The sequence below is a fragment of the Thiobacillus denitrificans DSM 12475 genome (assembly GCF_000376425.1).
Lineage (GTDB): Bacteria > Pseudomonadota > Gammaproteobacteria > Burkholderiales > Thiobacillaceae > Thiobacillus > Thiobacillus denitrificans.
Map to the genome: position 1 here is coordinate 73,532 of NZ_AQWL01000004.1, position 12,540 is coordinate 86,071.

Consider the following 12,540-nt stretch of genomic DNA (forward strand, 5'->3'; position numbering starts at 1 on the left):
TCAATTGAGTTGCACCCGCTCGCCCCAGGGCACCCTACCCTTGCCCTTGACCAGCCAGATTACCGGGTAGTTCGGCGGGATTCCGGGGAAGTCGCCTTCGGCGTCGGTGAAATACACCAGCATGTCGGGGCTGCGGTTTTCGTTCTCGACCCACTCGAACACCGGGCGGAAATCGGTACCGCCGCCGCCTTCGAGGTCGGCGGGAAGCTGCATGGCGTCCCAAGGCTCGAATTCCCACGGTGCGTTTCCGGCCACGTGGTTGTCGCACGCCAGCAGCGTCACCCTGGCGCGTACCTGGCCCTTGAGTGCATCGAGCTCGGTGACGAACTCGCGCAACTCGTCGTCGCTGATCGAGCCGCTGGTATCGATCGCCGCCACCACTTCGATGCCCTCGCTCGACAGACGCGGCAGCAGCGCGTCGCCCTCGCGCCGCGAAGGACGGCGCCACGAATAATCGTCGCGCTGGTTGATCGCGAAAAAGCGCGCCAGCAAGGCGCGCCACGGCAGGCTTGGTGCCAACAGGCCGTCGACCCAGCGCATCATCGACCGGGATAGTTTGCCGGCTTGGCGCGCCGCCTGGGCTGCGGCGGCCAGCCGGTTTTTCCACTGCTCGGCAAGTTCCTCGCGCTCGGAAGGCGACAGTTCGTTCGGCTTCTGCGAGGCCTGGCTGCCACTGCCCTGTTGCGGTTCGGCCTCGCTCTGGCCTTCCTTGCCCTGGCCACCGGCCTCGCCGCCCTCGGGATCATCCTGGCGTTCGTCCTGATCGGGGCTGGCGCCTTGCTCGTTGTCGTTGTCGAACAGGTGCTGGTCGAAGGACTCTTCCGGGGTGTCCTCGGGAATCAGCGGATAGATTTCTTCCGCCGACAGCGTCATGAAGTTCTGGTCGGCGAGGATGCCGTGCAGCGGCGGCTTCAGGCCTTCCTCGATCAGGATCAGATTCACCGCGTGGTCGCAGGCCACATCCCAGCGCCGCTTCATCCGATGGTTGCGGCGCTGGGGGTGGCCCATGGCACAGTGCATCGCTTCGTGTGCGAGGACGAATTGCGTCTGCGCCAGCGACAGGTTCTCGATGAACTTCGGGTTGAAATAAAACGCCTGCGCATCGGTTCCAGTGGTGGTGCACCCGTCGCCGCCAACCTTCAGCGGAAGGTGCATCACCAGCGCACCAAGAAACGGGCGCTCCATGATGAGGCGGGTGCGCGCGGCCGCCAGCTTGGTGAAGATGGGCTGCAGAGCATCGGGCTGTTCAGCCATGGTCAATGCTCGTAGAGAACCAGATCGGTGATGCTGTTGGCCCACTCGGCGAATGCCGGCACGGCGAACAGCGGCCGTCCCACCGCCCGGTGCAGGTCGGACACCAGCATGACGCCCATTTCGCGCTGCGGGAAACGCTGCGCATATTTGAGGATGTTGCCGTATACCGCCGAAGCGTTGCCGCTGTCGGCAGCCTGCAGCGCACGCCGCACCAGCGCCGCGGCGACGCCATACTGCAGGTCGATGCCTTCGGGCACTTCGGCATCGGCGCCCGCGATGATGGCATCGAGATCGGGCATCTGCGCCATGTTGTCGACGAAGGTTTTCAGCTCCAGGCCGGCTGACTGGCCAACGCAGGCCTGCAACGAATCGGCCAGCAGTTCGGTCCTGTCGAATTTCTGCAGCGCACGGTGGGCATACTCCCACGAGCGCGGGCTGGGAAAGGCGATCGGCGTGTGCGCCGGGTCGAAGCTGAACAGCAGGTCGGGACGGAAGCGCAGGAAAGCGATGACCCGCGGGTCGATATCCTCGCTGTGCGCCCAGTCCACCCAGTCGTCCAGATTCACCTCGACTGCATAATGGGTGAAGCGGTTGGCCAGCGGCGCCGGCATGGCGTAGGTCACACCACGGTCGCCCTGGCGATTGCCGGCGGCGAAGATCACCCAGCCATCCGGCACCTTGTACTCGCCCAGGCGGCGGTCGAGGATCAGCTGATAGGCCGCCGCCGATACGGTGGGCGGTGCCGAGGTGATTTCATCGAGAAACAGGATGCCCGACGGGCCATGGCGTTCAGCGTCGGGCAATACCGCAGGAATCGACCACTCGACCAGTTGGCCGCTGCGGAACGGAATGCCGCGCAAGTCGGTCGGCTCCATCTGCGACAGGCGGATGTCGATCAGCGGCACGCCGTGCTGCTGGGCGATCTTGGCGACGATCTGCGACTTACCCACGCCGGGCGGCCCCCACAGCATCACCGGGGTATGGTGGCCGTCGGCGGCGCTGTCGAATTCGCGGTCGAGGATGGTTTCAATGTGGGAAGGGCGCATGGTCGATCAGAACAACGTAAATGGCCCTAAATGATAATCGCTCACGGACTCGCATTCCACCCGTAAAGAGTCGGCCGTGGTTGTAAAGCACTCAAGTGGCGACAGCCACGCCCCAGCTTCGCCCTTGCTTGAGGTGAGGGAATTTTGTTACCGTGGAACTAACTCGACCGATTGGATGCAGCATGAATTTTTGCAGTGAATGCGGTAGCGCAGTGATGCTGCGCGTGCCGACCGGCGACCACCTACCGCGCTATGTGTGCCCCAAATGCGGCACCATCCATTACCAGAATCCCAAGATGGTGGTCGGCTGCATTCCCGAGTGGGAAGACAAGGTGTTGCTGTGCCGCCGCGCCATCGAACCCCGGTACGGCCTGTGGACACTGCCGGCCGGCTTCATGGAAAACGGCGAGACCACGCTCGAGGGCGCTGCGCGCGAAACCTGGGAGGAAGCCGGGGCGCGGATCGAAGTCGGCGGGCTGTACACCCTGTACAACCTGCCGCACGTCAATCAGGTTTATTTCCTGTTCCGCGCCCGGCTGCTGGATCTGGACTTTCAGCCCGGCATCGAATCGCTCGAAGCCCGATTGTTCGCCGAGGCCGACATTCCCTGGGACGAAATTGCCTTCCGCACCGTGCGTGCCACGCTGGAACAATATTTCAGCGATCGCCGCGCCGGCTCATTCGACTTTCATTTCGGCGACATCCGCACGCGCTGAGAGCCAGACTCAGGCAGCGGCGGCGAACTGCTCCCGCCCCACCACATCCATCCCCACGCGCAACCAGCCTTCGTGGCTTTCCTGTACCTCGCCCAGCCGCAGACGGTACACCGTATCGCCGTCGCGCAGCATCAGCGGCGCGCCCAGGCGGTAATGGGTCCGGGGAAGCAGCAGATTGCTGGCACCCTCCTCCGGGTGGGTCATCGGCAGAAAGACCGCCCAGGTCTTTTCGTGCGCCACGCCCGGCACCTCCGGTTCTGAATAGATTTCCACCCGCTTGGGATGGCGCGACAGGCGTTGCGTACCCACCAGATGTCGGCCGTCCTCCTGTCGATTCCAGCGTATCGCCAGCAATTGCCAGACGTTTTCCGATGGATCCCAGCTCACTGCCACCAGGCGGCCATGCGGCAGCTCCGACTCTTCGGACAGTACAAAGCCCATACCCTCCGTGCTCTCGTCGCGCAGCATCCAGGGTTCCAGGGCCGGGCGTCCCTGGGCGGTTTCGGGTTGGGCCAGTGCCGCCAGAATGTTGTCCACGCCCGCGGCCACCCAGACCCGGCCGAAACGATGCGTGCGCTGACGGTTACGGCGAATTCCGCCGCGTTCGATCAGGCTTGCCACCTGGCGAGTAAGCCCGTTATCCTCCGCCGCCGCCGGGGTTTGATCCAGCGATTTCAGGTGATCGACCAGCGGACGCAGCGCAAAATAACGCAGCCGGCGTCCCTGCACCCACTCACTGTCCAGCACGCAGGCACCTTCGCTCAGCGAAAGGTCCACCATATGCGTATGCAGTTCGCGCTGCGGCACGGCCGCAGGCAAGGGCAAGGGCTCGTAGCCCTCGATGATCTGCGCAATCGACTCGATTTCCTGCGCCCGGTAGCCCAGCGGATGCACCAGGCCCATCAACACCACCAGCGTGTATTCGCGCGCGCAATGCGTGCTGCGCGCGTTGATCAGCACTTCCTGCATGGCGAAACCGTCACGTTCGACCAGGCGGTAAAGCTTGTGCACTCGCCGCCAGGCCGACGCGGGCGGATTACGCGCCTGATGATAATCCCAGCGCATGACCAGGCCGGCATAACGCAGCGCACGGGTGGCGATCCCGGCAGTAAACGGTTTGAGTTCCGCACTGGCCTGATCCCGGTAGGCCTGTTTCAGCATGCTGAGCCAGGCTTCCGCCAGCAGCGACCAGAACATCCATGACTCGCGCCACAGCGCCTCGCGTGCCAGGCGAAACGTAGCCTGATTACGCACATACTGCTCGACGATGCGCAACTGCAGGGGTAGCCCCGCCTCTTCCAGCTTCATCAGTAACTGCATGCGGTTGAGCGTGGCCGCCTCATTCTCCGCATTGAAGCGTTCCAGCCCTTCGACCAGCGCATGATGCGCATCGTAATCCGAATCCGCATGCAGGGTTTTCAGCCATTTTTCAATCGCCTTCACGGAGGCGAACGGTGATCTCGCTTCAGCTTTTCTGCGGCGGGTAATCGCGCTCAACATTTCAAATAAATCACTCATGGCTGGCGTCGACTTGTAACAAATGCCTGCTGACCAGCACCATTTATGCCAAACGCAGGGTCGGGGAATCTCCATGCCAACGCATTGGTTTTGTTCGGATTGGGCGGAATTTCCTGTACACCAAGCCGGACGGATTAACGAAAAACCGACACCTGTTGATGAAGCCGCATCAATCCGGCCACGCACGCGCAGCCGCTTCCGGCGCTCCGCACAAACCAGAACGAACCCGCTACAATGCGCGCCGTGGAGGTGTGGCCGAGCGGTTTAAGGCACCGGTCTTGAAAACCGGCGATGGTGCAAGCCATCCGTGAGTTCGAATCTCACCGCCTCCGCCAGCCGAATGACCGGGACGCCCCAACTGATGCGAAAATCCACGGATGGCACCTACCTTGTCCCTCACTCCACGCAACCACGACCGCGACAGCGCGGGGATGACCTATGTCTATCCCGTCGTGTCGCGCCGCGCCGGCGGGGTGTCGGTCGGAATCAATCTCAACCCGAATAACGCGTGCAACTGGGCGTGCGTGTATTGCCAGGTGCCGGACCTGACGCGCGGCACGGCACCCGAAATCAGCCTGGCGCAACTGGAAACCGAACTGCGCGCGATGCTGGCCGCCATCCTGTACGGCGATTTCATGCAAACGCGCGTTCCCGAGACGGCACGGCGGCTCAACGACATCGCACTGTCGGGCAACGGCGAGCCGACCAGCGCCAGCGCCTTTCCGCAAGTCATCGAACTGATCGGCCGGGTGATGGCGGATTTCGATCTAGTCGACAAGATCAAGCTGGTGCTGATCACCAACGGCAGCCTCGCGGACCGTCCACGCGTGCAGGACGGCCTGAAAAAAATGGCCGCCTTGAACGGCGAAGTCTGGTTCAAGTTCGATCGCGCAACCGCAAGCGGCATGCGCAGCATCAACCAGACGCGGATTTCACCCGAAAGGCAGCTCGAGCGGCTAGCCGTGGCCGCGCATCTGTGTCCAACCTGGCTGCAAACCTGCATTTTCGCGCTCGATGGCGCGCCGCCTTCCGACGCGGAACAGGCGGCTTATCTGTCTGCGGTCGAACGCATCCGGATGCAGCAGATTCCGCTGCAGGGCGTGCTGCTGTATGGCCTTGCACGGCCGTCGATGCAGCCGCAGGCCAGCCGCCTGTCCGCGCTGCCCGCCGCGTGGCTCGAAGCGTTTGCCGAGAAAATCCGTGCAGCCGGCCTGCCGGTAAAGGTGTCGCCATGATCCACGGTATCGGCACCGACCTGCTCGATGCCGGGCGCATCCGCAGCGGCCTCGCCCGCTTTGGCGAGCATTACGCCGACCGCATTCTCGCCCCGGCCGAGCACGCCGGGTATTACGCCAGCGCTGACCCGGCGCGCTTTCTGGCCAAATGTTTCGCGGCCAAGGAAGCGTTTGCCAAGGCGGCAGGAACCGGGCTGCGCGTACCGGTGAGCTTGCGCAATCTCGCCGTGCTGCGCGACGCACAAGGCAAGCCGCATATCGAATGCGCCCTCCCGCTTGCCGCCTGGCTGGCCGCGCGCGGCGTCACGGCGCATCATGTTTCGCTGTCGGACGAGGGCGACCTCGTGCTGGCGTTTGTCGTGCTGGAACAAACCGGCCCTCAGCCCAACCCACAGGAGCGCGCATGACGCTTGGCCCCTTGATGCTTGACGTGGCGGGTACCGAACTGACCGCCGACGACCGCCGCCGCCTGAGCCACCCGCTCGTCGGCGGGGTGATCCTGTTTTCCCGCAACTACCGCGATCCGGCGCAGCTGGCCGCGCTGACCGCCGAGATCCATGCGCTCAAATCGGCGCCGCTGCTGATCGGCGTCGACCACGAAGGCGGCCGGGTGCAGCGCTTCCGCGAGGGCTTCACCCGTCTGCCACCGATGCGCGCCATCGGCGAAATCTGGGATACGCACCCGCAACGCGCGCGCGAACTGGCGCGCGAAACCGGCTACCTGCTGGCGAGCGAACTGCGCGCGCACGGCGTCGATTTCAGCTTTGCACCGGTGCTCGATCTGGATTACGGCGCCTCCAGCGTAATCGGTGACCGCGCCTTTCACGGCGATCCGCACGCGGTGTTCGAGTTGGGCCAGGCGGTGATGCTGGGGATGAAGGACGCCGGCATGGCCGCCTGCGGCAAGCATTTCCCCGGTCACGGTTTCGTGGTGGCGGATTCGCATGTCGCCGTCCCGGTGGACGAGCGTAGCCTGGCCGCCATCACCGTCGCCGACCTCGTCCCCTTCCGGCTGATGATCGAAGCGGGGCTCGCGGCGATCATGCCCGCACATGTTGTCTACCCCCAGGTCGACGACCGGCCCGCCGGATTTTCGCGCATATGGCTGCAACAGCTGCTGCGTCGTCAACTGGGATTCGACGGAACGATTTTCAGCGACGACCTCTGCATGGCGGGTGCCGCGGTGGCAGGCGGCGTGGTCGAACGCGTGGCGGCTGCGCTCGATGCCGGCTGTGACATGGCGCTGGTATGCAATCGCCCCGATCTGGCCGACGAAGTGCTGGCCAGGCTGCAGGTGGACTGGCCCGCTCCCGCGCGCGCACGGCTGGCGCGCATGCACGGCCACCCGCATCCGCCGACGATGACCGCACTGCGGGAATCGGCGCGCTACGTGAGTGCGCTGCACCACATCGCCGGACTGGGGCAGGATTCCGCCGACCTCAACCTGCAAATCGATCCAACGGATTACTGTGGACGTGCATAAGCACGATCACCCGCACGGCGCCAGCGGACACCACGTACACGCAGAGGTCCCCGGCGGCAATGGCAAGCTGGCCGTCGCCCTGCTGCTGACGCTGTCATTCGCCGTGATCGAGGCAGTGGCCGGCTGGTGGTCGGGTTCGCTCGCGCTGCTGTCCGATGCGGCGCACATGCTCACCGATTCGTCCGCGCTGGGGCTGGCCGCCGGCGCCGCCTGGCTGGCGCGCCGCCCGCCCAGCACACGCCATTCCTACGGGCTGGTACGCGCCGAAGTGCTGGCTGCACTGCTCAACAGCCTGGTGATGCTGATCCTGATCGGCTACATCGTGCATGAGGCCGTCGATCGCCTCGGCGCCCCGCGTGAGATTGCCGGTGATGCCGTAATCGGCATCGCCGTCATCGGCCTCGCGGTCAATCTCGTCGTCGCCTGGGTGCTGTCGCGTGGCGAACACACCTTGAACAGTCGTGCCGCGCTGCTGCATGTTCTAGGCGATGCGCTCGGCTCGGTGGCGGCGATCGTCGCCGGCATCGTCATCGTCACCACCGGCTGGACGCCGATCGATCCGCTGCTGTCGCTGCTGGTGGCGGCGCTGATCCTGGTCTCGGCATTGCGCCTGTTGCGCGAAGTCGTGCATGTGCTGATGGAAGGGGTGCCGCCACATGTCCGCCTCGATGCCGTCGGCCACGACCTGGCCACGCTCGAAGGCGTGCTGCGGGTGCACGATCTGCATGTATGGACCCTGTCGTCCGGCACCATCGCCTTGTCCGCCCACCTGGAAATCCGCACGCTGGCCGACTGGCCAGCGATTCTCGCTACAGCGCGCCGGACCCTGGACACACAGCACGGCATCTGTCATGTCACCCTGCAGCCCGAGGTGCTGGCGGCGACGCCGCTGGTACGCGCACCCCATCCCCCCACCCACTCCTGAATATTTTTTCTGCAAAAAGTCGTGCGCTGGCGCTTGACACACAAATGAGAATCGTTATTATTCGTAACACCTGAGGCAAAAACAAATATCTCGAATGAATCCCGCTCAACCCGAAGCTGACGCCGACACCATGCGAACGCACCTCTCTTCACCCCGCCGTTTACCGGTTGAGCCCAGGCAACGGGTTTTTCCGTCGGACATCATCCCAACGAGTCTTTTATTCCAGGGCCAGCAGGAAATCCTGATCAGCCACCAGGGCGAGCACTATCGCCTGCGCATAACCAAGAACGACAAACTGATTCTGACCAAGTAGTACGCACACCATTTTTCAGCTGCCTGAAAAATGGAATTCCCACCCGCCCGCCAGCGCACACGCGCCAGCCAGCCTCGAGTTCAAGGAGACTGGCATGGCCTCACCGCATTTTCACGACACCCACGAAATCGTCATCGCCGCAACCTTGTGGCTGATGCACCGCTACCAGAAGACTGGCTGTAAAAAGCTCGCCCGTATGGTCGAGCAGCATTTGCGCTGGATGCGGGCAAGCGCAACCAGCCCCGTGCTCGCCAATGCGTGCGAACGCCTGTCGTACGAATGGCGCTCAGTGTCGGGTGCCGCACGCCCCGTGCCCCCACCCCCCAGCTTGCATTGAAGGAGCCTCCCATGATCTCGATTGGACAAACGATCCCCGACTCCACATGCGCAGCTTATCTGCCCGATGGTCGCATCGAACCCATCTCGCTTGATCAATACCATGGCAAATGGCTGGTGCTGTTCTTCTGGCCGCTCGATTTCACCTTCGTCTGCCCGACGGAAATCCGTGCCTATTCCGATCTCAGCCACGATTTCGACGTCTCCGGTGCTGTCCTACTCGGTGCCAGCGTCGATTCAGCGCACGCCCACCGCGCCTGGGTCAGGCACGGTCTCGGCGCGGTCAGGTTCCCGTTGTTGGGCGACGTGTCGCGCACGCTGGCACAAGGCTTCGACGTACTCACCGAATCCGGGGTGGCAGTGCGCGCCATCTTCATCGTCAGCCCTGAAGGCCGCGTCATGAGCGTGGCAGCGAACGATCTGAACGTCGGCCGTTCAGCACGCGAAACACTGCGCCTCTTGCACGCCTTGCAAAGTGGCGCACTCACCGCCTGCGAATGGCAGCCCGGCCAGTCCTTCATCGCCGCCGCCTGACGGTGCCGGCATTTCGCTTCGCAAGTTTCACATTTGAAGAAAGGAATTCCCGTGCATCCTTCCCATCCCACTTCACTTCTTATTGCCGCATTGGTCATGTTGCGCCGCCCTTGCGTGCGCAACAAGGCGACCGCCCAGTTGCTGCTCGAGCGCGCGGCCGAATACGCCGACCTGACGCCGGCCGAGCGCGAAGCCTGCCTCAATCTTGCCAGCGATCTCGATATCGAGCATCCCGGCCTCATCGCGGCGTATCCCGTCCGGTCCGCGGCACGCCCCGTTCCGGGCGCGAAAAGCCCGCAGCATCGGAAGCCGATTCCCGGCCCATTCCTTGCCTCGAACACGAAAGGAGTTCCCGCATGAGCCCCGCCCACGCTGCTGTTGTTTCCACCGAAACCCTCCACACCCTGCGCGGTGCCTGGCATGCGCTCACCGCACAGCAAAACCTGCGCACCCGCGATGCGGCGCAGAAACTCGGCGTATCGGAAGCCCAATTGCTCGCCACCGGCGTAGGCGCACACGTCACCCGCCTCACCGGCGACCTGCGTGACCTGATGATGCGCATCGGCGAACTGGGGAAAGTGCAGGCTCAGACGCGCAACGAGGCCGCCGTCCATGAGAAGGTGGGGGCATACACGAACATCACCCACGGCGATCAGGTCGGTCTGGTACTGGGCGACGCGATCGACCTGCGCCTGCTTTACGACAAATGGGCATTCGGCTATGCGGTCGAAGAGAAGATCGGACAGGGAACCCGCCGCTCCTTCCAGTTTTTCGATGCGTTCGGCGACGTCATTCACACGATTTATCTGCGCGACAACGGCGACATATTCGCCTTCGAAGCGCTGCGCGATGCCTGGGCGGCGCCCATCCAGATCTCCGGCGAAACCGTGCTACCGCATCCCGCAGGCAGCGCGCCGGAACGCCCGGACGATGCCGTCGACGCCAAAGCCTTCGCTGCCGACTGGAGGGTGATGACCGAGACCCCGGGGATTTTAGGGCTGCTGAAAAAACACAAGCTCAGCCGTACGCAGGCATTCCGCCTCATCGGCAGCGAATTTGCCATCCCGCTCCTGACCGATGCACCCGCGCGGCTGCTGCAGGCCGCCGCCAGGATCGGTCAGGAAATCATGGTGTTTGTCGGCAATCCAGGCTGTATCCAGATCCATGCCGGACCGGTGCAGAATGTCCAGCGCAGAGGTAACTGGCTCAGCGTGCTCGACCCCGATTTCAGTCTGCACCTGCGCGAAGACAGGGTGGCACAGGCCTGGCTGGTGAGAAAGCCTACCACCGACGGTATCGTCACCTCGGTCGAACTGCTCGACGCTGCAGGCGAGCTCATCGCCTGCTTTTTCGACAAGCGCACGCCCGGCTTCCCCGAAACCACCGGCTGGCGCATGCTGGCCTCCAGCCTGGAGCCATGCTGATGCTCGCGATCTCCTACCATTTTTATGTGCTGCCGCGCCATCGCGAGCATTTCCGCCATGCCTACCAGGCATCACGCGAAACCTTGCAACAGGCGCAGGGGCTGGTTTCACATCAGCTCAACGAGCCACGTAGCCAACACGAAGCTTTTACGCTGCTGATGGCGTGGAATAACCGGTCGAGTTTCGAACGCTTCATCCGCAGTTGGGTTGGCGTCTGGATGCTGAACGGCATGGGACTGGAGCGCGATGCCTTCGCCGCGCCGATCCGGACCCACATCGGCGAGGAGGAATCCGCTCTCCACGTGGACAAACACGTGGCATGAAACGGCACACATGGGTTGCGACCTGTTCGTCGCGCTGCCATGGCTTGTCGGTATGGCAAGCCCCTCATCCGCCACTCGCCCTGTTCCTGTTGTTGGCGCGGAGATATGGGCAAGAGCTACAGATTGGCGGCAAAGGCAGGCGTGAGCCTTGCCACCCTGCCGTTACTTTTATTCATGACACACAAAAAAAAATCTTCATGCATGCAAGCATTGAAGCCCTCTCAACTCCTGCCGCAAACGCGACGTCACGATCATGACCGATCCGGGCAAGGCGGCCATGAAAATGGAGGTCAAGAAGGTCGGGAAGGTCGAGCGCTACAAGACCAGCAATGACTTCGGCCAAGAGGAAGATGAGAAAGCCGGCATCGCCCATCGGATGAAGGACGGTTCCATGGTGTACGCGCCGGAAACGATGGCCACGGAGTAAAGCATTTCACGCCCAGCCCATACAATTACGCAACATTTGCATATTGGTTAGCACAGATTATTGACACAAATAATGCGAATTATTATCATTAGCTTAATTGTTCCCGATCCGCCATAACGGTTTCAACCCGGACGGGACCAGCCCCTGCCAGACAGAATCGCCGTTCGCCACGGACCACGGTTTCGGCTGGCATCGTTTGTAAATTGAACTGGATATGTCCGGGATGACCGCCACGCTGACTGCTTCGCCGGAATTCAAAAACGATCACGACACAGCAGCAGCACGCGGCGCCCGTTCGACATTCCAGCGCACGCGCATTTCACCCGCCTTGCTTCTCACGGTAGGTCTTGGTCACGCCGCTCTGCTCTGCCTGCTGCTGTTCGCCAGCGACTCGCCGGAACCCATTACGCCACCACGGCCGCTGACGATCAACCTGATCTCACCCGAAGCCGTAAAGCCACAGCCCACGCCGCAACCCAAGCCGCGGCCGCAGCCCGAACCGGTACCCAGGCCGCCCGAACCGGTGGTCAAGACGCTACCGCCGCCGCCAGTACTGGCAGCCAAGCCGACGCCCACCCCCGCAGCACAGCCCGTGATCGAGGAGGTGCCCATACCTGCACCCGCACCCAAGCCCGTGCCCGTAGCCGAGCCGGTGCCGGCACCCGAGCCGGCCCCGGCGCCGGTGGCGGCTGAAATCAGCAAACCTGCGCCAGCGCCGCCCACACCGCCACGTCAGGCGGATTACCTGGCCAATCCCAAGCCGCACTATCCGCAACTGTCGCGGCGACTGGGCGAGGCCGGCACGGTGCGCCTCAACATCCTGGTCAATCCGGATGGCAGCGTCGCACGCCTGGAACTGGCGCAAAGCAGCGGTTATCCGCGCCTCGACCGCTCCGCCATGGACACGGTTCAGTCCAGCTGGAAATTCGAGCCCGCCCGCCAGAACGGTAAACCGGTGGCCGCCTGGGTCATCGTGCCGATCCAATTCACCCTCAGGAGCTAAGTC

Annotated in this window: 15 protein-coding genes, 1 tRNA gene and 1 pseudogene; 14 read left to right on the forward strand and 3 right to left on the reverse strand. The window is 63.4% G+C overall.

What is annotated here, in order from left to right; genetic code table 11:
* Both B059_RS0107170 and B059_RS0107175 read right to left on the reverse strand, forming a co-directional pair.
* Positions 1–1,254, reverse strand: a complete 1,254-nt coding sequence (locus tag B059_RS0107170; RefSeq protein WP_018077564.1) for a vWA domain-containing protein — start codon at positions 1,252–1,254, stop codon at positions 1–3.
* Between the two features lie 2 nt (positions 1,255–1,256).
* Entirely contained in the window at positions 1,257–2,300 is a 1,044-nt protein-coding gene (locus B059_RS0107175; RefSeq protein ID WP_018077565.1) for an AAA family ATPase, read from the reverse strand.
* Positions 2,301–2,482: 182 nt separating this feature from the next.
* Between B059_RS0107175 and B059_RS0107180 the strand changes: the two genes are divergently transcribed.
* Entirely contained in the window at positions 2,483–3,016 is a 534-nt protein-coding gene (locus B059_RS0107180) for an NUDIX hydrolase (RefSeq protein WP_018077566.1), read from the forward strand.
* A 9-nt stretch (positions 3,017–3,025) separates the two neighbouring features.
* On the opposite strand, the gene B059_RS0107185 is transcribed toward B059_RS0107180, so the two are convergent.
* Positions 3,026–4,459 carry a hypothetical protein gene (locus B059_RS0107185; RefSeq protein ID WP_245538746.1) on the reverse strand — a complete coding sequence of 478 codons (1,434 nt, stop codon included), beginning with the start codon at positions 4,457–4,459 and terminating at the stop codon, positions 3,026–3,028.
* Between the two features lie 320 nt (positions 4,460–4,779).
* On the opposite strand from B059_RS0107185, the gene B059_RS0107190 reads away from it, so the two are divergent.
* The 13 genes and pseudogenes from B059_RS0107190 (at position 4,780) to B059_RS18805 (ending at position 12,537) form a co-directional block, all read left to right on the forward strand.
* Positions 4,780–4,869 (forward strand) — tRNA-Ser (locus tag B059_RS0107190).
* Between the two features lie 42 nt (positions 4,870–4,911).
* On the forward strand, positions 4,912–5,769 hold the full coding sequence (locus B059_RS0107195; protein WP_026177363.1) for a radical SAM protein: 858 nt from the start codon (positions 4,912–4,914) through the stop codon (positions 5,767–5,769).
* Positions 5,766–6,176, forward strand: coding sequence for a holo-ACP synthase (gene acpS / locus B059_RS0107200; RefSeq protein ID WP_018077569.1), 411 nt, complete (start codon positions 5,766–5,768; stop codon positions 6,174–6,176). Before B059_RS0107195 ends, acpS begins: the two co-directional genes overlap by 4 nt.
* Positions 6,173–7,252: a beta-N-acetylhexosaminidase gene (nagZ, locus tag B059_RS0107205; protein WP_018077570.1), complete on the forward strand. Its 1,080-nt coding sequence runs from the start codon at positions 6,173–6,175 to the stop codon at positions 7,250–7,252. Before acpS ends, nagZ begins: the two co-directional genes overlap by 4 nt.
* A complete protein-coding gene (locus tag B059_RS0107210) occupies positions 7,245–8,177 on the forward strand; it encodes a cation diffusion facilitator family transporter (protein WP_245538747.1) in 933 nt (310 codons plus the stop codon). Before nagZ ends, B059_RS0107210 begins: the two co-directional genes overlap by 8 nt.
* 94 nt (positions 8,178–8,271) lie before the next feature.
* Positions 8,272–8,490 carry a hemin uptake protein HemP gene (locus B059_RS20265; protein WP_169333071.1) on the forward strand — a complete coding sequence of 73 codons (219 nt, stop codon included), beginning with the start codon at positions 8,272–8,274 and terminating at the stop codon, positions 8,488–8,490.
* A 94-nt stretch (positions 8,491–8,584) separates the two neighbouring features.
* The gene (locus B059_RS0107220; RefSeq protein WP_018077573.1) at positions 8,585–8,827 is read left to right on the forward strand and encodes a hypothetical protein; all 243 of its coding nucleotides are present in this window, start codon (positions 8,585–8,587) and stop codon (positions 8,825–8,827) included.
* 11 nt (positions 8,828–8,838) lie between these two features.
* The gene (locus B059_RS0107225) at positions 8,839–9,360 is read left to right on the forward strand and encodes a peroxiredoxin (RefSeq protein WP_018077574.1); all 522 of its coding nucleotides are present in this window, start codon (positions 8,839–8,841) and stop codon (positions 9,358–9,360) included.
* Positions 9,361–9,411: 51 nt separating this feature from the next.
* The gene (locus B059_RS0107230; RefSeq protein WP_157273640.1) at positions 9,412–9,720 is read left to right on the forward strand and encodes a hypothetical protein; all 309 of its coding nucleotides are present in this window, start codon (positions 9,412–9,414) and stop codon (positions 9,718–9,720) included.
* Complete coding sequence (locus tag B059_RS0107235; protein WP_018077576.1) at positions 9,717–10,784, forward strand: hemin-degrading factor; 1,068 nt, start codon at positions 9,717–9,719, stop codon at positions 10,782–10,784. Before B059_RS0107230 ends, B059_RS0107235 begins: the two co-directional genes overlap by 4 nt.
* On the forward strand, positions 10,778–11,107 hold the full coding sequence (locus tag B059_RS0107240; RefSeq protein ID WP_018077577.1) for an antibiotic biosynthesis monooxygenase: 330 nt from the start codon (positions 10,778–10,780) through the stop codon (positions 11,105–11,107). Before B059_RS0107235 ends, B059_RS0107240 begins: the two co-directional genes overlap by 7 nt.
* Positions 11,108–11,354: 247 nt before the next feature.
* Positions 11,355–11,534: pseudogene (locus tag B059_RS20270) on the forward strand (DUF2149 domain-containing protein); the annotation flags it as partial.
* Positions 11,535–11,748: 214 nt separating this feature from the next.
* The gene (locus B059_RS18805) at positions 11,749–12,537 is read left to right on the forward strand and encodes an energy transducer TonB (RefSeq protein ID WP_018077579.1); all 789 of its coding nucleotides are present in this window, start codon (positions 11,749–11,751) and stop codon (positions 12,535–12,537) included.
* Positions 12,538–12,540 lie beyond the last annotated feature (3 nt).

What these genes read in the sequence shown, in the direction of transcription:
- B059_RS0107170 (WP_018077564.1), bottom strand. Translation starts at nt 1,254, where the DNA reads ATGGCTGAACAGCCCGATGCTCTGCAGCCCATCTTCACCAAGCTGGCG.
- B059_RS0107175 (WP_018077565.1), bottom strand. Translation starts at nt 2,300, where the DNA reads ATGCGCCCTTCCCACATTGAAACCATCCTCGACCGCGAATTCGACAGC.
- B059_RS0107180 (WP_018077566.1), top strand. Translation starts at nt 2,483, where the DNA reads ATGAATTTTTGCAGTGAATGCGGTAGCGCAGTGATGCTGCGCGTGCCG.
- B059_RS0107195 (WP_026177363.1), top strand. Translation starts at nt 4,912, where the DNA reads ATGGCACCTACCTTGTCCCTCACTCCACGCAACCACGACCGCGACAGC.
- acpS (WP_018077569.1), top strand. Translation starts at nt 5,766, where the DNA reads ATGATCCACGGTATCGGCACCGACCTGCTCGATGCCGGGCGCATCCGC.
- nagZ (WP_018077570.1), top strand. Translation starts at nt 6,173, where the DNA reads ATGACGCTTGGCCCCTTGATGCTTGACGTGGCGGGTACCGAACTGACC.
- B059_RS20265 (WP_169333071.1), top strand. Translation starts at nt 8,272, where the DNA reads ATGAATCCCGCTCAACCCGAAGCTGACGCCGACACCATGCGAACGCAC.
- B059_RS0107220 (WP_018077573.1), top strand. Translation starts at nt 8,585, where the DNA reads ATGGCCTCACCGCATTTTCACGACACCCACGAAATCGTCATCGCCGCA.
- B059_RS0107225 (WP_018077574.1), top strand. Translation starts at nt 8,839, where the DNA reads ATGATCTCGATTGGACAAACGATCCCCGACTCCACATGCGCAGCTTAT.
- B059_RS0107235 (WP_018077576.1), top strand. Translation starts at nt 9,717, where the DNA reads ATGAGCCCCGCCCACGCTGCTGTTGTTTCCACCGAAACCCTCCACACC.
- B059_RS0107240 (WP_018077577.1), top strand. Translation starts at nt 10,778, where the DNA reads ATGCTGATGCTCGCGATCTCCTACCATTTTTATGTGCTGCCGCGCCAT.
- B059_RS18805 (WP_018077579.1), top strand. Translation starts at nt 11,749, where the DNA reads ATGTCCGGGATGACCGCCACGCTGACTGCTTCGCCGGAATTCAAAAAC.